20 protein-coding genes are annotated in these 17,876 nt (G+C 73.7%); 16 read left to right on the top strand and 4 right to left on the bottom strand.

Translation table 11 applies throughout. From position 1 onward, the window contains the following. Both ACFY3U_RS09690 and ACFY3U_RS09685 read right to left on the bottom strand, forming a co-directional pair. Positions 1-846 carry an amino acid ABC transporter permease gene (locus ACFY3U_RS09690; protein WP_387197802.1) on the bottom strand — a complete coding sequence of 282 codons (846 nt, stop codon included), beginning with the start codon at positions 844-846 and terminating at the stop codon, positions 1-3. Next, positions 843-1,712: an ABC transporter substrate-binding protein gene (locus tag ACFY3U_RS09685; RefSeq protein ID WP_387197799.1), complete on the bottom strand. Its 870-nt coding sequence runs from the start codon at positions 1,710-1,712 to the stop codon at positions 843-845. The genes ACFY3U_RS09690 and ACFY3U_RS09685 overlap by 4 nt, the downstream gene beginning before the upstream one ends. Before the next feature lie 173 nt (positions 1,713-1,885). Here ACFY3U_RS09685 and ACFY3U_RS09680 point away from each other — a divergent pair, with 173 nt between their 5' ends. The 9 genes from ACFY3U_RS09680 (at position 1,886) to pheT (ending at position 10,033) form a co-directional block, all read left to right on the top strand. Further along, positions 1,886-2,149, top strand: a complete 264-nt coding sequence (locus tag ACFY3U_RS09680; RefSeq protein WP_088973679.1) for a phosphoribosyl-ATP diphosphatase — start codon at positions 1,886-1,888, stop codon at positions 2,147-2,149. A gap of 46 nt (positions 2,150-2,195) precedes the next feature. Beyond that, positions 2,196-3,041: an ATP phosphoribosyltransferase gene (hisG, locus tag ACFY3U_RS09675; RefSeq protein WP_387197796.1), complete on the top strand. Its 846-nt coding sequence runs from the start codon at positions 2,196-2,198 to the stop codon at positions 3,039-3,041. 117 nt (positions 3,042-3,158) lie between these two features. Next, positions 3,159-3,632: a PH domain-containing protein gene (locus tag ACFY3U_RS09670; protein ID WP_387197793.1), complete on the top strand. Its 474-nt coding sequence runs from the start codon at positions 3,159-3,161 to the stop codon at positions 3,630-3,632. Positions 3,633-4,005: 373 nt separating this feature from the next. Continuing rightward, complete coding sequence (infC, locus tag ACFY3U_RS09665; protein WP_387197790.1) at positions 4,006-4,656, top strand: translation initiation factor IF-3; 651 nt, start codon at positions 4,006-4,008, stop codon at positions 4,654-4,656. Positions 4,657-4,675: 19 nt separating this feature from the next. Next, on the top strand, positions 4,676-4,870 hold the full coding sequence (gene rpmI, locus ACFY3U_RS09660; RefSeq protein WP_387197787.1) for a 50S ribosomal protein L35: 195 nt from the start codon (positions 4,676-4,678) through the stop codon (positions 4,868-4,870). Between the two features lie 32 nt (positions 4,871-4,902). After that, positions 4,903-5,295: a 50S ribosomal protein L20 gene (rplT, locus tag ACFY3U_RS09655; protein WP_387197784.1), complete on the top strand. Its 393-nt coding sequence runs from the start codon at positions 4,903-4,905 to the stop codon at positions 5,293-5,295. Positions 5,296-5,327: 32 nt separating this feature from the next. Then, positions 5,328-6,167 carry a TrmH family RNA methyltransferase gene (locus tag ACFY3U_RS09650; protein ID WP_387197781.1) on the top strand — a complete coding sequence of 280 codons (840 nt, stop codon included), beginning with the start codon at positions 5,328-5,330 and terminating at the stop codon, positions 6,165-6,167. Between the two features lie 212 nt (positions 6,168-6,379). Further along, positions 6,380-7,447, top strand: coding sequence for a phenylalanine--tRNA ligase subunit alpha (gene pheS, locus ACFY3U_RS09645; RefSeq protein WP_387197778.1), 1,068 nt, complete (start codon positions 6,380-6,382; stop codon positions 7,445-7,447). 39 nt (positions 7,448-7,486) lie between these two features. Then, entirely contained in the window at positions 7,487-10,033 is a 2,547-nt protein-coding gene (gene pheT / locus ACFY3U_RS09640) for a phenylalanine--tRNA ligase subunit beta (RefSeq protein ID WP_387197775.1), read from the top strand. A gap of 147 nt (positions 10,034-10,180) precedes the next feature. Here pheT and ACFY3U_RS09635 read toward each other — a convergent pair whose 3' ends face one another. Continuing rightward, a complete protein-coding gene (locus ACFY3U_RS09635) occupies positions 10,181-10,489 on the bottom strand; it encodes a hypothetical protein (protein WP_387197773.1) in 309 nt (102 codons plus the stop codon). Then, entirely contained in the window at positions 10,486-10,713 is a 228-nt protein-coding gene (locus ACFY3U_RS09630) for a ribbon-helix-helix protein, CopG family (protein ID WP_387197771.1), read from the bottom strand. Before ACFY3U_RS09630 ends, ACFY3U_RS09635 begins: the two co-directional genes overlap by 4 nt. A 165-nt stretch (positions 10,714-10,878) precedes the next feature. Between ACFY3U_RS09630 and argC the strand changes: the two genes are divergently transcribed. The 7 genes from argC to ACFY3U_RS09595 are packed head-to-tail and all read left to right on the top strand — an operon-like array spanning position 10,879 to position 17,862. After that, a complete protein-coding gene (argC, locus tag ACFY3U_RS09625) occupies positions 10,879-11,880 on the top strand; it encodes an N-acetyl-gamma-glutamyl-phosphate reductase (protein ID WP_387197768.1) in 1,002 nt (333 codons plus the stop codon). Next, on the top strand, positions 11,877-13,049 hold the full coding sequence (argJ, locus tag ACFY3U_RS09620; RefSeq protein ID WP_387197765.1) for a bifunctional glutamate N-acetyltransferase/amino-acid acetyltransferase ArgJ: 1,173 nt from the start codon (positions 11,877-11,879) through the stop codon (positions 13,047-13,049). The genes argC and argJ overlap by 4 nt, the downstream gene beginning before the upstream one ends. Next, positions 13,046-13,972, top strand: a complete 927-nt coding sequence (gene argB, locus ACFY3U_RS09615) for an acetylglutamate kinase (protein WP_387197762.1) — start codon at positions 13,046-13,048, stop codon at positions 13,970-13,972. The genes argJ and argB overlap by 4 nt, the downstream gene beginning before the upstream one ends. Beyond that, positions 13,969-15,228 carry an acetylornithine transaminase gene (locus ACFY3U_RS09610; RefSeq protein WP_387197759.1) on the top strand — a complete coding sequence of 420 codons (1,260 nt, stop codon included), beginning with the start codon at positions 13,969-13,971 and terminating at the stop codon, positions 15,226-15,228. Before argB ends, ACFY3U_RS09610 begins: the two co-directional genes overlap by 4 nt. Continuing rightward, complete coding sequence (argF, locus tag ACFY3U_RS09605; RefSeq protein ID WP_387197756.1) at positions 15,225-16,151, top strand: ornithine carbamoyltransferase; 927 nt, start codon at positions 15,225-15,227, stop codon at positions 16,149-16,151. Before ACFY3U_RS09610 ends, argF begins: the two co-directional genes overlap by 4 nt. Then, entirely contained in the window at positions 16,148-16,660 is a 513-nt protein-coding gene (locus tag ACFY3U_RS09600) for an arginine repressor (RefSeq protein ID WP_387197753.1), read from the top strand. The genes argF and ACFY3U_RS09600 overlap by 4 nt, the downstream gene beginning before the upstream one ends. Next, positions 16,657-17,862, top strand: a complete 1,206-nt coding sequence (locus ACFY3U_RS09595) for an argininosuccinate synthase (RefSeq protein ID WP_387197750.1) — start codon at positions 16,657-16,659, stop codon at positions 17,860-17,862. The genes ACFY3U_RS09600 and ACFY3U_RS09595 overlap by 4 nt, the downstream gene beginning before the upstream one ends. The last annotated feature ends 14 nt before the right edge of the window (positions 17,863-17,876 follow it).

The raw sequence follows: 17,876 nt of genomic DNA, 5'->3' as shown, positions 1-17,876 counted from the left end.
TCAGCCCCCGGACTGGCGTCGGGCCGAGCGCAGCGTCACCCAGTCGGTGACCGCGATCAGCGGAATGGCGAGCAGCACGAACAGCACTCCGGCCAGCAGGTACGGGGTGTAGTTGAAGGTCTGCGCGGTGGCGATCTGGGCGGCCCGGACGGCGTCGATCGGGCCGGCCAGGGAGACCAGGCCGACGTCCTTCTGCAACGCCACCACGTCGTTGAGCAGTGGTGGCGCGACCCGCCGCACGGCCTGCGGCAGCACCACGTGCCGCATGGTCTGCCGGTAGGTCAGCCCCAGCGAGCGGGCCGCCGCGAGCTGGCTGGGGTGGATCGACTCGATGCCGGCCCGGAACACCTCGGCCAGGTAACCGCCGTAGGTGAGCACCAGCGCCAGCCCGCCGAGCACCAGCACCGGGGGCATGCCCTGCAGCCGCAGGCCCGGCACGCCCAGGGTGAGCACGTAGAGCACGATGATCAGCGGCAGCCCGCGGAAGGTGTAGGTGTAGCCCGCGGCGAGCGCGCGGACCGGGAAGAAGACCGGCCCGCGCAGCGTCCGTAGCAGGGCGATCACCAGCCCGAGCAGCAGCGCGCCGGCGGCGCAGCAGACCAGCAGCCGGACGTTGAGCCAGAGCCCGGTGAGCACCTCGGGCAGGGCGTCGCGGGCGATGCCCGGGTCGAGGAACGATTCGCGTACCCGGTCCCAGCCGGGCGCTCCGGTGACGGCCAGGACGAGCAGCGTGCCGAGCGCCGCCGTGGAGGCGGCGGCGACCAGCACGCTGCGGAACGTCTGCCGGCGCCGGTACGCGGCCCGCCGCCGCTGCGCCGCCGAGGGGGTGTGGCGCAGCAGGGTCACCGCAGCTCGGCCGCCCCGGCCACCTGGGTGAGCCACTTCTGCTCCAGCTGCCTGAGCGTGCCGGCGTCGGTGAGCCCGCTCACCGCGGCGCTGACGCAGCCGGTCAGCGGCGAGCCCTTGTCCAGCAGCAGCCCGAACGCCTCGGGCGTGCCGACCTGCGGCACCTGGCCGACGATGGTGGCGTCGGTGAGCTCCGCCCCGGTGATGTAGAACGCGGTCGGCAGGTCCACCACCAGGCCGTCGAGCTGCCCGTTCTGCAGCGCCTTCTTGGCGTCGTCGTTGCTGTTGTAGACCTGGGGCTTCGCCGTGGGCTTGATCACGTCGGTGATGGCCCGGTAGCTGGTGGTGCCGACCTGGGCGCCGAGCTTGGCGTCGCGCAGGTCGGCCAGCGTGGTCTTCCCGGCGATCTTCGAGGACTTGAGCGCGATCACGGTCTGCCGGACGAGGTAGTACGGCGCGGAGAAGTCGACCGCGCGCTTGCGCTCCTCGGTTACGGAGAACTGGTTGACGTCGAAGTCGAACGCCTTGGGGCCGGGGGCGATCGCGGTGTCGAACTTGACCCGGGTCCAGGTGACGTCCGTACGGGCGTACCCCAGCTTCTCGGCGACCGCGTACGCCACGGCGGCCTCGAAGCCCTCGCCGTTCTCCGGCTTGTCGTTCTTGAACCACGGCTCGTACGCCGGCTGGTCGGTGGCGATGGTGAGCTTGCCGGGCGTGTGCGTCTTCAGGCTCTCCCTGGCGCAGGACGCGCCGGTGGAGCCGCTCGCGGCGGGGGTGGGGGTGTCCTCCTGCGGCGCGCAGCCGGCGGCCGCGACCAGGGCGACGACGGCGACGGCGAACGCGGCGGAACGTGAGCTGCTGACCATGGCGGACAGCGTAGGGCCCGATCCGCACCGCGCGGCATGGTGTCCCACCAGGTAGGTAGGGAATCGATGCCGGATCGATGCCGGGCCGTTGCCCGCCGCCGGCCGGACGTCGCGTCGCCGGGCGGCCGGACCCGCCGCGTCCGCGGGTCGGCCCGGGCTGGAAGAATCGTGGCGTGAAGACGTTCGAGGAGTTGTTCGCCGAGCTGCAGGCCAAGGCCGCCGCCGGCACCCCTGGCTCGGGCACGGTCGCCGCCCTGGAGAAGGGCGTGCACTTCGTCGGCAAGAAGGTCGTCGAGGAGGCGGCCGAGTCGTGGATGGCCGCCGAGCACGAGGGGCCGGAGCGGACCGCCGAGGAGATCTCGCAGCTGCTCTACCAGGTCCAGGTGCTGATGCTGGCCAGCGGTCTCGAGCTCAAGGACGTCTACCGACATCTCTGAGTGCGCCCCGTCGTCGATCAGACCCGAACCCGAGGAGCACTCCGTCATGCTGCGTGTCGCCGTACCGAACAAGGGCGCTCTGGCCGAGAAGGCCGCCCAGATGCTGCGCGAGGCGGGCTACCGCCAGCGCACCGACCCGAAGGACCTGGTCTGCCGGGACGAGCCGAACGACATCGAGTTCTTCTACCTGCGCCCGAAGGACATCGCCACCTACGTCGGCTCCGGTGACCTGGACGTCGGGATCACCGGCCGGGACCTGCTGATCGACTCCGGCGCACCGGCCGAGGAGGTGATGGACCTGGCCTTCGGCCGGGCCACCTTCCGCTTCGCCGCCCGCCCCGAGGACGTGCACTCGGTGCCGGAGCTGGGCGGCCACCGGATCGCCACCGCGTACCCCGGCCTGGTCGAGCGGTACCTCGGCGAGCTGGGCGTCAAGGCGGACGTGATCCGGCTGGACGGCGCGGTGGAGAACGCCATCCGGCTGGGCGTCGCGGACGTGGTCGCCGACGTGGTGGAGACCGGCGCCACGCTGCGCCAGGCCGGCCTGGTGGTGTTCGGCGACCCGCTGCTGCGCTCGTCCGCGGTGCTGGTGCACCGCGGGGGCGCGCCGGCCCACCCGCAGGCCGAGCAGCTCTCCCGCCGCCTGCACGGCGTGCTGGTGGCCCGCCGGTACGTGATGCTCGCCTACGACGTGCCGGCCGGCCTGCTGGACCGGGCCAGCTCGCTCACCCCGGGCATCGAGTCGCCGACGGTCTCCCCGCTGCACCGGGAGGGCTGGGTCGCCGTCCAGGCGATGGTGCTCCGCGACGACGTGCACCGGATCATGGACGAGCTCTACGACCTGGGCGCCCGGGCGATCCTGGTCACCAACATCCACGCCTGCCGCCTCTGACGCCGTCCGCCGGCCAGTCGCCGGGCACCGGCCGCCGCGGGCCTCCCGGTCGGGTGCCCGGCGGCGGCGCCGAGTGGCGGCGGTGGGCGGTGGGGGAGCGGGTGGCAGACTGGTGGGGTGAGTGACACCGAGCTGATCCGTCTGAAGCCCCGCCGCATCCGGCTGGTCTGCTGGGTCTCGGCGGCGGCGCTGGTGCTGGTCTTCAGCCTGCTGGCCACCTCGCTGACCGGCCGCACCGGCGACGGTTACGGCACCTTCCAGCGCGGCGACCAGTTCGCCATGATCGGCCTGGGCGTGCTCGGCGCGCTGGGCATCCTGCTGTTCACCCGCCCCCGGGTCGAGGCGGACACTCGGGGCGTGCGGGTGCGCAACCTGCTCGGCTCGTACGAGCTGCCCTGGGAGGTCGTCCGCGGGGTGCGCTTCGACCGGGGCGCCCCCTGGGCGAGCCTGGAGCTGTACGACGACGACCTGTTGCCGATGATCGCGTTGCAGGCCGCCGACAAGGAGACCGCGGTCGAGGGCGTCCGGGCGCTGCGCCGGCTGCACCAGGCGCACCTGGCCACCCTGGCCGGCGACCGCCCGATCGGCTGAGCCCCCGCCGCCACACCCGGGCCAGCCGTCCCGTCGCCCGATCGAACCGCCGGCGGGTCCGGTTTGGGAGGCGGCCACACCAGGGTGTAGTGTTGCCGAGTCGACCAGACTGCCCCCGTCATGACGTGTGGGCGGTCGCGAAGCGGAGCGCCTGCTCCCACCCGAGTCGCCGCGAAGGCGTCCGGGTCCGGTCCCCGGTTCCGGGCACGTCCCGGCGCCGGATGCGCGATCATGTGATCGTGCCGACCGGTCGAGCGGGCCCTGGCATGCGCCAGGGCCTTCTGCTTTCCGGGTCGGCTCCCGCCCGGGAGCCCGCGGAGTCGGCACCGTAGGAGCATCGACTCGAGGAGGCCCCATCAGCGTCGAACCACGCGTGAACGAGCAGATCCGGGCACGTGAGGTCCGACTGGTCGGCCCCGAGGGTGAGCAGGTGGGCATCGTCCCGCTGGAGCGCGCCCTGCAGCTGGCCGCGGACGTCGATCTGGACCTGGTCGAGGTTGCGCCGATGGCGCGCCCGCCGGTGTGCAAGCTCATGGACTTCGGCAAGTTCAAGTACGAGAGCGCACTCAAGGCGCGCGAAGCGCGGCGTAACCAGCAGCAGACCGTCATCAAGGAAATGAAGCTTCGGCCGAAGATCGACCCGCACGACTACGAGACCAAGAAGGGTCACGTGGTGCGGTTCCTCAAGGCGGGCGACAAGGTCAAGGTGACGATCATGTTCCGCGGTCGCGAGCAGAGCCGCCCGGAGCTGGGTTACCGGCTCCTGCGCCGGCTCGAGTCCGAGATCGGGGACCTGGGATACGTCGAGGCCGCGCCGAAGCAGGACGGCCGAAACATGATCATGGTGCTCGCCCCGCACCGGGCCGTGAAGGCCTCCGCGGTCGCCGCCACGGCGGCCCGCGGCGGACCGCGCGACCGGGTCGCGGACGAGACCGGCGCCCCGGTGGCCGACGAGGCTCCGGCGGCCGGCGAGACCGCAGCAGCCGGCGAGACCGGCCCGACCGCTGACATCAGCGGCCAGTAACAGGGAGAAGACGTTCCACATGCCGAAGATGAAGAGCCACACGGGTATGGGCAAGCGGGTGCGGGTGACCGGCAAGGGCAAGATCGTCGCCCAGCAGGCCGGCCTCCGGCACAAGCTGGAGAAGAAGCCCTCCACCCAGACCCGCCGGTTGACCGGCACCGTCGAGGTGGCCAAGGCTGACGTGAAGCGCATCAAGAAGCTGCTCGGCCGCTGACGCGCGCCACCTGAACCGAAGAAGGAGTTGAGATGGCACGCGTCAAGCGGGCTGTGAACGCCCAGAAGAAGCGTCGTACCCTGCTGGAGACCGCGAGCGGTTACCGCGGTCAGCGCTCCCGGCTGTACCGCAAGGCCAAGGAGCAGGTGCTGCACTCGATGCAGTACGCCTACCGGGACCGTCGCGACCGCAAGGGCGACTTCCGGCAGCTCTGGATCCAGCGCATCAACGCTGGCGCCCGGGCCAACGGCATGACCTACAACCGGCTGATCCAGGGCATGCGCCTGGCCGGCATCGAGGTCGACCGCAAGATCCTGGCCGACCTGGCCGTCAACGACGCCGCGGCCTTCGCCGCGATCGTCGAGCTGGCCCGCGCCGCCGTGGCGGCCGAGGGCACCGGTGGCGCCGCGGCCCAGGCCGCCTGACCCACCCGTAGCAGCAGATCGAGGCGTCTCCCATGCACTCACCAGCGCGCGGGAGGCGCCTCGACGCCGTCTCCGGCCCGTTCACCCCGCGTACCCCCAGGGTGGTCGCCGCCCGGCGGCTGCAGCGCCGCCGGGACCGCGAGGCCACCGGCCGGTTTCTCGCCGAGGGCCCGCAGGCGGTCCGCGAGGCGCTGGCCCGCGCCGGGACGGTCATCGAGCTCTTCGGTACGCCGGCCGCCCTGGACCGGTACGCCGACCTCGCGGCGAGGGCCGCCCACGCGGACGTGCCCGTCTCCGAGGTGACCGACGAGGGGCTGGCCGCGCTCGCCGAGACCGTCGCCCCGCAGGGGCTGGTCGCCGTCTGCCGGCACCTCGACGTGCCGCTGGCCGAGGCGCTGTCCCGCAGGCCGCGCCTGGTCGCGGTGCTCGCCGAGATCCGTGACCCGGGCAACGCCGGCACCGTGCTGCGCACCGCCGACGCGGCCGGCGCGGGCGCGGTGATCTTCGCCGGTGAGGCCGTCGACCCGTACAACGGCAAGTGCGTGCGGGCCTCGGCCGGCAGCCTCTTCCACGTCGACGTGGTCCGGGCGCCCGACCCGCTCGCGGCGGTCGGGGCGCTGCGGGCCGCCGGGCTGTCGGTCCTCGCCACCACCGGGTACGGCGACAGCGACCTGGACGACCTGATCGACCACGGCCGGCTCGACGCGGCCACCGCCTGGCTGTTCGGCTCGGAGGCGCACGGGCTGCCCGAGGAGCTGACCGCGGCGGCCGACGCCCGGGTCCGGGTGCCGCTGCACGGGCGCGCCGAGAGCCTGAACCTGGCTGCGGCCGCCGCCGTCTGCCTGTACGCTTCGGCGAGAGCACTGCGCTGACCGCGGGTCGGCGCATCCAGCAGGGGAGTCGACCACGTGATGAACGCGCCACGGCGTTCGTTTAGCCAGCCCGCCGGTGTCGGCGGGCGGCGGGCCTGACCCTTCCTCCTGCGCGTAACTCCCACCGGCGGGCTGCGGCGAAGCCGCGCGTCCGTAGACTCGCCTAGCCGCCCGAGAGGGCCGGCACCGCCGTGAGGGAGTGCCCGTACGCCATGAGCTACCGCAACGATCCGTACGACCCGAAGCAGGTCGCCCTGCTCGACCCGGCCGCCCTGGCCGAGGCCGTCGCCGCCGCCGAGAAGGCGTTCGCCGAGGCGGCCGACCCGGACGCGCTGACCGCGCTGCGCCCCGCGCACCTCGGTGACCGGTCGCCGGTGTCGCTGGCCCGCCGCGAGATCGGCGCGCTGCCGCCGGCCGCGAAGTCCGACGCCGGCAAGCGGGTCAACGAGGCCCGCCGGGCGATCGAGTCCGCGTACGCCGCCCGCGCCGAGGTGCTGGAGCGCGAGCAGGCCGCCCGGGTGCTGGTCGAGGAGCGGGTCGACGTGACCCTGCCGTACGACCGGCGGCCCCGGGGTGCCCGGCACCCGCTGAGCGTGCTGATGGAGACGATCGGGGACCTGTTCGTCGGGATGGGCTACGAGGTGGCCGAGGGCCCCGAGGTCGAGCTGGAGTGGACCAACTTCGACGCGCTGAACATCCCCGCCGACCACCCGGCCCGCGGCCTGATGGACACCTTCCACATCGCACCCGAGGGTTCGGGCCTCGTGCTGCGTACCCACACCTCGCCGGTGCAGGCGCGCACCATGCTGACCCGCAAGCCGCCGATCTACGTGGTCGTGCCCGGCCGGGTCTACCGCACCGACGAGCTGGACGCCACCCACGCCCCGGTCTTCCACCAGGTGGAGGGCCTGGTGGTGGACAAGGGCATCACCATGGCGCACCTGCGCGGGACGCTGGACCACTTCGCCCGGGCGATGTTCGGCGAGGGCGCGAAGACCCGCTTCCGGCCGCACTACTTCCCGTTCACCGAGCCGTCGGCCGAGTTCGACGTCTGGTTCCCGGAGCACCGGGACGGCCCGCAGTGGGTCGAGTGGGGCGGCTGCGGCATGGTCAACCCGAGGGTGCTGCGGGCCTGCGGCATCGACCCGGAGGTCTACTCCGGGTTCGCGTTCGGCATGGGCATCGACCGGACGGTGATGTTCCGGCACGGGGTCAGCGACATGCGCGACATGGCCGAGGGCGACGTCCGGTTCACCCGGGCGTTCGGGGTCGGTCAGTAGCGATGCGGGTCGAGTCACGAAAGACGGTGGTCTGAAGTCATGCGAGTTTCTGTCAGTTGGCTGCGGGAGTACGTCGATCTCCCCGCCGACCTGCCCACCGAGGACCTGGCGCAGGCGCTGGTCGACCTCGGCATCGAGGTCGACTCGGTGGTGGACCTGCGCGCCACGGTCACCGGCCCGCTGGTCATCGGCGAGGTCCGCGAGATCGAGGAGCTGACCGGTTTCAAGAAGCCGATCCGGCACTGCCGGGTCGACGTCGGCGACGCCAACGGCACCGGCGAGCTGCAGGAGATCGTCTGCGGGGCGCGCAACTTCGCCCCTGGCGACAGGGTCGTGGTGATCCTGCCCGGCGGGGTGCTGCCGGGGAACTTCGCGATCGGCGCGCGCAAGACGTACGGCCGCACCTCCGCCGGCATGATCTGCTCGGCCAAGGAGCTGGGCCTCGGCGACGACCACTCCGGCATCATCGTGCTGCCCGAGGGCGGCCCGGCCCGGCCGGGCGACGACGCGCGGCCCGTCGTCGGGCTCGACGACGTCGTGCTCGAGCTGGAGGTCACCCCCGACCGGGGGTACGCGCTGAGCCTGCGCGGGCTGGCCCGGGAGCTGGCGCACGCCCTCGGGGTGGGCTTCCAGGACCCGGCCGCGCGCGAGGTGCCCGGCGCCACCGAGCAGCCCGCGTACCCGGTGCAGGTGCGCGACACGGTCGGCTGCGACCGGTTCGCGGCCCGGATGGTGCGCGGCGTCGACCCCACCGCGGTCACCCCGGAGTGGATGCGGCAGCGGCTCACCGTGGCCGGGATCCGCAGCATCTCGCTGCCGGTGGACATCACCAACTACGTGATGCTCTGCCTGGGCCAGCCGATGCACGCCTTCGACGCCGACCGGATCAGCGGACCGCTGGTGGTCCGCCGGGCCGAGGCGGGGGAGAAGCTGACCACCCTGGACGGGGTCGCCCGCACCCTGTCCGAGGAGGACCTGGTGATCTGCGACGACACCGGGCCGGTCTCGCTCGCGGCGGTGATGGGCGGCGAGACCAGCGAGGTGCTCGCCTCCACCACGAATGTGCTCTTCGAGGCGGCGCACTGGGACCCGGCCACGGTGGGGCGTACGGCCCGCCGGCACAAGCTGTTCAGCGAGGCGGCGAAGCGCTGGGAGCGGGGCGTCGACCCGGCGCTGCCGCTGGTCGCGCTGGAGTTCGCGGTGCAGCTGATGACCGCCCACGGCGGCGGCACGGCCGGCGACGAGATCCTCGACATCGACCACGTGCGGCCGATGTCGCCGGTCACCATGCCGGCGGACCTGCCGACCCGGCGGATCGGCGTGACGTACCCGGCGCAGCGGGTGGTCGACCTGCTGGAGCAGGTCGGCTGCACCGTGGCGCGGGGCGCCGACCGGCTGGCGCAGGATCCGGGCGAGGTCGGCGTCGCCGCCGGTGACGCGGAGGTGCTGACGGTCACCCCGCCGAGCTGGCGTCCGGACCTGACCGACCCGGCCGACCTGGTCGAGGAGGTGGTCCGCCTCGACGGGTACGACCGGGTGCCGTCGGTGCTGCCCACCGCCACCGCCGGTCGGGGGCTCACCTGGCAGCAGCGCCGCCGCCGGGCCGTCGCCCGGTCGCTGGCCGAGCGCGGGTACGTCGAGGTGCTGGCGCACCCGTTCGTCGCCCCCGAGCTGCCCGACCTGCTCGGGCTGCCCGAGGACGATCCGCGCCGACCGGCCGTCCGGCTGGCGAACCCGCTGTCCGAGGAGGAGCCGCTGCTGCGCACCACGCTGCTCGGCCCGCTGCTCGGCATCCTCAAGCGCAACCTGGGCCGGGGCCAGCGCGACCTGGCGCTCTACGAGATCGGCACGGTCGTCCACCCGCGCCCCGGCGCCGGCCGCCCGCCGGCGATGGGCGTGAACCGGCGGCCCACCGACGCGGAGTTCGCCGCCGCCGACGCGGTGGTGCCGGACCAGCCGCGGCACGTCGCCGTGGTGCTGGCCGGCGAGGTCGACCCGACCGGCTGGTGGGGCGCGGGCCGTCCGGCCGGCTGGGCGGACGCGGTGCAGGCCGGTCGGGACGTGCTGGCCGCCGCCGGCATTCCGGCCGACCGGGTCGAGGTGCGGGCCGGTGAGTACGCGCCCTGGCACCCCGGCCGCTGCGCCGAGCTGCTGGTCGACGGCGCCGTCGTCGGTCACGCCGGTGAGCTGCACCCGACGGCGGTGGCGGCGCTGGAGCTGCCGCGCCGGACCAGCGCGATGGAGCTGGACCTGGACGCGCTGCCCGAGTCGGGCGTCGCGCCCGCGCCGACCGTGTCCACCTTCCCGCCGGCGCTGATCGACGTGGCGCTGGTGCTGGACGCCTCGGTGCCCGCGGCGCAGGTGGAGCGCGCCCTGGCCGAGGGGGCGGGTGAGCTGCTGGAGGACGTCCGGCTGTTCGACGTGTACGCCTCGGAGCAGCTGGGCGCCGGGCGCCGGTCGCTCGCGTACAAGCTCACCTTCCGCGCGCCGGACCGCACCCTCGCGGGCGAGGAGGCGGTGGCCGCCCGGGACGCGGCGGTCGCCGTCGTCGCGGAGCGCTTCGGCGCGACCCTGCGCGGCGCCTGACCGACCACGCCGACGGCCCCGACCCCGCTCAGCGGGTCGGGGCCGAATGAGACGGTTGAGCCCCGCTTCGCGCACCTGCTGTCGGCGTGACAGATCCTCGTGCAGGGTCAGTTGCTCCCGCCCGAAGCGGTCGCCGACCTTACGTGCTTACGCCAGCGTGAGCAGAGCGGTGACGATGGCGTTGGTCTGGCCGAGCGCCGCCGGGCCGATGTTGCCCAACGGCTCACCCAGAGCCGACACCGGAAGCCACTGGACGAGTTCCGGCAGGAGTGTGCCGGGCGGCTCGGTGACCGCGACGACCAAGGGCATCGCATCCGCGGTAGGAGTGCCGGGCACGAATGGGCAACAGATCACCCGCCCGGTCTGGGCCTGCAGATGCATCGAGTTGGACAGCACGGCCACCATCAACTGGGTCCGGGTGTCCAGACGTGGCGCGACGTCACCCGGTCGGATCACAGGCCGGACTCCAGGTTGGCTGCGTACACCTGCGCGGCGTAGGCGTCGATGTTGAGCGTCGGCACCGTCCGTGCGGTGTAGCCGGCCAGAGTGAGCCGGAGATGTTCGTTGCGCAGTGCCCGCTCGACCAGCTCCGAGCGGTTCAACCCCAGCTCTGCGGCGTCCGCGTCGGCCAGGGACAGGACCTGCGAGTCGATCGTCGCGGAGATCTTCTCTTTCGCCATACGTTCATCCTACCGGTCATCCCACTGTTCTCGGACGCGGTGTCGGTTGCCCTCGCAGGTCGACCACAGACCGCCCCTGGTGACTGCCCATGCGTTTCACTGCATGAACTTGCAGTGGCCCAGCGTGATGCTCTAGGCTCTCTGCATAGTCATGCGGAGGTGAGTATGGGCATCCGAGTCGCAGTCGCGGGGGCGAGTGGGTACGCCGGCGGCGAGCTGCTGCGCCTGGTCGCCGGGCACCCCGAGTTCGACCTGGTCGCCGCCACCGCGCACCGCCAGGCCGGTCAGCCCGTCGCCGCCGTACATCCGCAGCTCGCCGGGCTGGACCTGGTGCTCGGCGCGACCGACCCGGCGACCCTGGCCGACGCGGACCTGGTCTTCCTGGCCCTGCCGCACGGCGAGTCGGCGGCACTCGCCGCAGCCCTGCCGCACGCGGTCCGGGTGGTCGACCTGGGCGCCGACCACCGGCTGCGCGACGCCGACGCCTGGTCCCGCTACTACGGCGGGCCGTACGCCGGGGTCTGGACCTACGGCCTGCCGGAGCTGCCCGGCCAGCGGGCGGCGATCGCCGCCGCGACCCGAGTGGCCAGCACCGGCTGCTACGCCGCCGCCACCACGCTGGCCCTCGCCCCGCTGATCGTCGCCGACGCGGTGTTCCCCGCCGACGTGGTGGTGGTCGCCGCCTCCGGAACCTCCGGTGCCGGCCGGGCCGCCAAGGCCCACCTGCTCGGCAGCGAGGTGATGGGCGACCTGTCGCCCTACAAGGTCGGCGCCCACCAGCACGTGCCCGAGATCAAGCAGGCCACCGGGGCGACCAGCCTCTCCTTCACCCCGATGCTGGCCCCGATGCCGCGCGGCATCCTGGCCACCGTGACCGCCGTGCCGACCGGGGACGTCGACCCGCGCGCCGTGCTCGCCGACGCGTACGCGGACGAGCCCTTCGTGCACGTCCTGCCGGAGGGCTCCTGGCCGCACACCGCGGCCACCGCCGGCGGCAACTCCTGCCACCTGCAGGCCACCGTGGACGTCGACTCCGGCCGGGTGATCGTGCTCGGCGCGATCGACAACCTCGGCAAGGGCGCTGCCGGCCAGGCCGTGCAGAACGCCAACCTGATGCTCGGCCTCCCCGAGACCACCGGGCTGTCCACCTTCGGAGTCTCCCCATGAGTGTCACCACCCCCCGGGGGTTCCGCGCGGCCGGTGTCGCGGCGGGCCTGAAGAGCGGCGGCGCCCGGGACCTCGCGCTCGTCGTCAACGACGGTCCGGACGCCGGTGTCGCCGGCGTCTTCACCGCCAACCGGGTCAAGGCCGCGCCGGTGCTCTGGACCCAGCAGGTCGTCCGCGGCGGCGTGGTCCGGGCCGTGGTGCTGAATTCCGGCGGCGCGAACGCCTGCACCGGCCCGGCCGGCTTCCAGGACACCCACGCCACGGCCGAGCACACCGCCGCCGCGCTCACCGCGGCCAGCCCGCGGCTGCGGCTCGGCGCCGGCGACGTCGCGGTCTGCTCCACCGGCCTGATCGGCGAGCGGCTGCCGATGCCGAAGCTGCTGCCCGGCGTGCGCACCGCCATCCGCAGCCTCGCCCGCGACGGCGGCACCGCGGCGGCCGAGGCGATCATGACCACCGACACCCGGTCGAAGACCACCGTCGTACGCGGCGGCGGCTGGACCGTCGGCGGGATGGCCAAGGGCGCCGGCATGCTCTCCCCGGCCATGGCCACCATGCTCTGCGTGCTCACCACCGACGCGGTGGCCGGGCCGGAGCTGCTGGACACCGCGCTTCGCGCCGCCACCCGGGTCACCTTCGACCGGGTCGACTCCGACGGCTGCATGTCCACCAACGACACGGTGCTGCTGCTGGCCAGCGGCGCGTCCGGGGTCGAGCCCACCGATGCGGAGCTGACCGCAGCGGTCACCGCCGCCTGCCACGACCTGGCCCAGCAGCTGGTCGCCGACGCCGAGGGCGCCACCAAGCAGATCGCCGTCGAGGTGGTCGGCGCCGCCGACGAGGACGACGCGGTGGAGGTGGGCCGGTCGGTGGCGCGGAACAACCTGGTCAAGACCGCGCTGTTCGGCAACGACCCGAACTGGGGGCGGATCCTCGCCGCCGTCGGCACCACCGCCGCCGCGTTCCAGCCGGACGGGGTGGACGTCGCGGTCAACGGCGTCTGGGTGTGCCGGGCCGGCGCCGCCGCCGAGGACCGGTCGAAGGTCGACCTGACCGGGCGGGACGTCACCATCCGGATCGACCTGCACGCCGGCGACGACGCCGCGACGATCTGGACCAACGACCTGTCGCACGCGTACGTGCACGAGAACTCGGCGTACTCCTCATGACGCTGAGCACTGATCTCACCCTCGCCCAAGAGAAGGCGGCCACGCTGATCGAGGCGCTGCCCTGGCTGGCCCGCTTCGCCGGCGCCACCGTGGTGGTCAAGTACGGCGGCAACGCCATGGTCGACGACGAGCTGCGCCGGGCCTTCGCGGCCGACATGGTCTTCCTCCGGTACGCCGGCCTGAAGCCCGTCGTGGTGCACGGCGGCGGCCCGCAGATCTCCGCCATGCTGGGCCGGCTCGGCATCGCCAGCGAGTTCCGGGGCGGCCTGCGGGTCACCACCCCCGAGGCGATGGACGTCGTCCGGATGGTGCTGGTCGGTCAGGTCGGGCGGGAGCTCGTCGGGCTGGTCAACGCGTACGGGCCGTTCGCGGTCGGGCTGTCCGGCGAGGACGCGGGGCTCTTCACCGCGGTGCGGCGGCCGGCGTACGTGGACGGCGAGCCGGTCGACGTCGGGCAGGTCGGCGACGTGGAGTCGGTGAACGTGTCCGCGGTGACCGACCTGATCGCGGCCGGCCGGATCCCGGTCATCTCGACGGTCGCGCCGGACGTGGACGGGGTGCTGCACAACCTCAACGCGGACACCGCCGCCGCCGCGCTCGCCGTCGCCCTGGGCGCCCGCAAGCTGGTCGTCCTCACCGACGTGCCCGGCCTCTACGCCGACTGGCCGGACACCACCAGCCTGGTCAGCGAGATCACCGCGGACGACCTGGCGAAGCTGCTGCCCTCCCTGCAGGCCGGCATGGTGCCCAAGATGGAGGCCTGCCTGCGGGCGGTGCGCGGGGGAGTGCCCGCCGCGCACGTCGTCGACGGCCGGGTGGCCCACTCCACCCTGCTGGAAGTGTTCACCTCGGAGGGATTCGGCACGATGGTCGTCGACGCCCCGGCCGGGCCCGCGCGCACGGAAGGCCCGGTCGGATCATGAGCACACTGCGGGAACGCTGGGGCGCGTCCATGATGGACAACTACGGCACCCCACCGCTGGCGCTGGTCGCCGGCGCCGGCGCGGTGGTCTTCGACGAGGCCGGCCGGGAGTACGTCGACCTGCTCGGCGGCATCGCGGTCAACGCCCTCGGGCACGCCCACCCGGCCGTGGTGGCCGCCGTGTCCCGGCAGGTGGCCACCCTCGGGCACGTCTCCAACCTGTTCGTCGCCGAGCCGCCGGTGGCGCTGGCCGAGCTGCTGCTGGCGCTGGCCGGCCGGCCCGGCCGGGTCTTCTTCGCCAACTCCGGCGCGGAGGCCAACGAGGCCGCGTTCAAGCTGTCCCGGCTGACCGGGCGCGGCCACGTGGTGGCCGCCCGGGGTGGCTTCCACGGGCGGACCATGGGCGCGCTCGCGCTCACCGGCCAGCCGGCCAAGGCCGACCCGTTCCGCCCGCTGCCCGGCGACGTCACGCACGTGCCGTACGGCGACGCCGCCGCGCTGGCCGACGCGGTCACCGACGCCACCGCGATGGTGATCCTGGAGCCGATCCAGGGGGAGAACGGCGTGGTCGTCCCGCCGGCCGGCTACCTGGCCGAGGCCCGGCGGATCACCGACCGGCACGGCGCGCTGCTGGTGCTGGACGAGGTGCAGACCGGGGTCGGCCGTACCGGGCACTGGTTCGCCCACCAGGCCGAGGGCGTCGAGCCGGACGTGGTCACCCTGGCCAAGGGGCTCGGCGGTGGGCTGCCGATCGGCGCCTGCCTGGCCTTCGGCCGGGCCGCCGAGCTGCTCGCCCCCGGCTCGCACGGCACCACCTTCGGCGGCAACCCGGTCAGCTGCGCCGCCGCGCTCGCGGTGATCTCCACGATCGCCGGCGACGGGCTGCTCGACCACGTCAAGCGGGTCGGCGAGCGGCTGCGCCGGGGCGTCGAGGCGCTCGGCCACCCGCTGGTGACCGGCGTACGCGGCGCGGGTCTGCTGCTCGGCGTGGTGCTCGCCGCGCCGGCCGCCGGCGCGGTGACCGCCGCCCTGCGCGATGCGGGCTTCCTGGTCAACCCGGTGCAGCCGGACGTCGTCCGGCTGGCCCCGCCGCTGATCCTCACCGCCGCCCAGGTCGACGCCTTCCTGGCCGCCCTGCCGGCCGCCCTCGACGCGGCCGCGCCGGCCCAGGCCGCGCCCGCCCCGGCCGCCCGTGATGCGGCGGCGTCCCCGACCGCCGCGCCGGCCCCGGCGCTCGGTACGGAGGTCGACGCGTGACCCGGCACCTGCTGCGCGACGACGACCTGAGCCCGGCCGAGCAGTCCACCGTGCTCGACCTGGCGGCCCGGATGAAGGCCGAACGGTTCGCGTTCCAGCCGCTGGCGGGGCCGCGCTCGGTGGCGGTGCTGTTCGACAAGCAGAGCCTGCGCACCCGGATCTCCTTCGATGCCGGCATCGCCGAGCTGGGCGGCCACCCGCTGGTGGTGGACACCCAGGTCACCCACTTCGGCCGGGGCGAGACGCTGGCCGACGCCGGCCGGGTGCTGTCCCGCTACGTCGCCGCGATCGTGCTGCGCACCCACGGCGACGAGCGGATCGCCGAGGTCGCCGAGGGCGCCACCGTGCCGGTGGTGAACGCGCTCACCGACGGGTTCCACCCCTGCCAGCTGCTGGCCGACCTGCTCACCGTCCGCGAGCACTGCGGCGGCACACACGGCCGGACCCTGGCGTACGTGGGCGACGCGGCGAACAACATGGCCAACTCGTACCTGCTGGCCGGGGCGACCGCCGGGATGCACGTACGGGTCGCCGGACCGGTCGGCTTCCAGCCCGACCCGGCGGTGGTGACCCGGGCGGAGAAGATCGCCACCGGGACCGGCGGCTCGGTGAGCGTGCACACCGACCCGGTCGACGCGGTCCGCGACGCCGACGTGGTGGCCACCGACACCTGGACCTCGATGGGCCAGGAGGGCGACGGGCTGGACCGGCTCACCCCGTTCCGGCCGTACCAGCTCAACGCCGCGCTGCTCGGGTACGCCGCGGCCGATGCGATCGTGCTGCACTGCCTGCCCGCCCACCGGGGCGAGGAGATCACCGACGAGGTGCTCGACGGGCCGCGCAGCGCGGTCTTCGACCAGGCGGAGAATCGCCTGCACGCCCAGAAGGCGCTGCTGACGTTTCTCCTGGAGGCCTCCTCATGACCGCCCCGCTGACCCGTGCCGCCCGGCACGCCCGCATCGTCGAGTTGATTCGGGACAAGGCGATCCACTCGCAACCCGAGCTGGCCGACCTGCTCGCCGGCGACGGCATCCAGGTCACCCAGGCCACCCTCTCCCGGGACCTCAAGGAGCTGGGCGCGGTCACCGCGCGCGGCGGCGACGGGCGGGGCGTCTACCTGATCCCCGAGGACGGCCACCGGCCGCTGCGCGACGCCGAGGCCGCCCCGGCCCGGCTGGTCCGGCTGCTGCGCGAGCTGCTCAACGGGGTCGACGCCAGCGGCAACATCGCCGTACTGCGCACCCCACCGGGCGCAGCCCACTACCTGGCCAGCGCGTTGGACCGAGCAGGCCTGCCAGACGTCGTCGGCACCATCGCCGGCGACGACACCATCCTCGTCGTGGCCCGCGAGGCCGCCGGCGGGGCCGCGCTCGGCGACAAGCTCGCCGGCTGGGCCCACCGGGAAGAACACGTTGAAGGGAGCACCACATGACCGAGCGGGTCGTCCTTGCCTATTCCGGGGGTCTCGACACCTCCGTCGCCATTCCGTACCTCGCCGAGCAGACCGGCGCCGAGGTGATCGCGGTGGCGGTCGACGTCGGGCAGGGCGGTGAGGACCTGAACGCCATCCGGCAGCGGGCGCTGGACTGCGGCGCCGCCGAGGCCGAGGTGATCGACGCGCGCGACGAGTTCGCCGCCGACTACTGCCTGCCGGCCATCCGGGCCAACGCCCTCTACATGGACCGCTACCCGCTGGTCTCCGCGCTGAGTCGGCCGCTGATCGTCAAGCACCTGGTCGCCGGGGCTCGCAAGCACGGCGGCACGATCGTGTCGCACGGCTGCACCGGCAAGGGCAACGACCAGGTCCGCTTCGAGGTCGGCCTGGGCGCGCTCGCCCCCGACCTGAAGATCGTCGCGCCGGCCCGGGACTTCGCCTGGACCCGGGACAAGGCCATCGCGTTCGCCGAGGAGAAGGGCCTGCCGATCGACGTGTCGGCCAAGTCGCCGTACTCCATCGACCAGAACCTGTGGGGTCGCGCGGTGGAGACCGGCTTCCTGGAGGACATCTGGAACTCCCCGATCGAGGACCTCTACTCGTACACGTCGGACCCGGCGCAGGAGCGGGACGCCGACCAGGTGGTGATCACCTTCGACGGTGGCAACCCGGTCGCGATCGACGGCGAGACGGTCACCCCGTACCAGGCGATCCTGGAGCTCAACCGGCGCGCCGGCGCCCAGGGCGTCGGCCGGCTCGACATGGTCGAGGACCGCCTCGTCGGCATCAAGAGCCGCGAGGTGTACGAGGCCCCCGGCGCGATCGCGCTGATCACCGCCCACCAGGAGCTGGAGGCGGTGACCGTGGAGCGGGACCTGGCCCGGTTCAAGCGCGGCGTCGACCAGCGCTGGGGCGAGCTGGTCTACGACGGCCTGTGGTTCTCGCCGCTGAAGGACAGCCTGGACGCGTTCATCGCCGACGCCCAGCGGCACGTCTCCGGCGAGGTGCGGCTCACCCTGCACGGTGGCCGGGCCACCGTGACCGGCCGGCGCTCCGAGGCCAGCCTCTACGACTTCGGCCTGGCCACGTACGACACCGGCGACACCTTCGACCAGTCCCTGGCCAAGGGCTTCGTGCAGCTGTGGGGCCTGCCGAGCAAGATGGCCGCCGCCCGGGACGCCCGGTTGGGTGGCTCCTGACCGTGGGCACCACA

It is taken from the genome of Micromonospora sp. NPDC000089, from assembly GCF_042899365.1.
Taxonomy (GTDB): Bacteria; Actinomycetota; Actinomycetes; order Mycobacteriales; family Micromonosporaceae; genus Micromonospora.
This window is presented reverse-complemented; position numbering and strand designations above follow the sequence as displayed.

Coding starts and splice junctions, on each gene's coding strand:
- argJ (WP_387197765.1), top strand. CDS start 11,877: ATGAGTGTCACCACCCCCCGGGGGTTCCGCGCGGCCGGTGTCGCGGCG.
- ACFY3U_RS09600 (WP_387197753.1), top strand. CDS start 16,148: ATGACCGCCCCGCTGACCCGTGCCGCCCGGCACGCCCGCATCGTCGAG.
- argC (WP_387197768.1), top strand. CDS start 10,879: ATGGGCATCCGAGTCGCAGTCGCGGGGGCGAGTGGGTACGCCGGCGGC.
- ACFY3U_RS09610 (WP_387197759.1), top strand. CDS start 13,969: ATGAGCACACTGCGGGAACGCTGGGGCGCGTCCATGATGGACAACTAC.
- ACFY3U_RS09650 (WP_387197781.1), top strand. CDS start 5,328: ATGCACTCACCAGCGCGCGGGAGGCGCCTCGACGCCGTCTCCGGCCCG.
- rpmI (WP_387197787.1), top strand. CDS start 4,676: ATGCCGAAGATGAAGAGCCACACGGGTATGGGCAAGCGGGTGCGGGTG.
- ACFY3U_RS09630 (WP_387197771.1), bottom strand. CDS start 10,713: ATGGCGAAAGAGAAGATCTCCGCGACGATCGACTCGCAGGTCCTGTCC.
- ACFY3U_RS09685 (WP_387197799.1), bottom strand. CDS start 1,712: ATGGTCAGCAGCTCACGTTCCGCCGCGTTCGCCGTCGCCGTCGTCGCC.
- ACFY3U_RS09595 (WP_387197750.1), top strand. CDS start 16,657: ATGACCGAGCGGGTCGTCCTTGCCTATTCCGGGGGTCTCGACACCTCC.
- rplT (WP_387197784.1), top strand. CDS start 4,903: ATGGCACGCGTCAAGCGGGCTGTGAACGCCCAGAAGAAGCGTCGTACC.
- pheT (WP_387197775.1), top strand. CDS start 7,487: ATGCGAGTTTCTGTCAGTTGGCTGCGGGAGTACGTCGATCTCCCCGCC.
- hisG (WP_387197796.1), top strand. CDS start 2,196: ATGCTGCGTGTCGCCGTACCGAACAAGGGCGCTCTGGCCGAGAAGGCC.
- pheS (WP_387197778.1), top strand. CDS start 6,380: ATGAGCTACCGCAACGATCCGTACGACCCGAAGCAGGTCGCCCTGCTC.
- argB (WP_387197762.1), top strand. CDS start 13,046: ATGACGCTGAGCACTGATCTCACCCTCGCCCAAGAGAAGGCGGCCACG.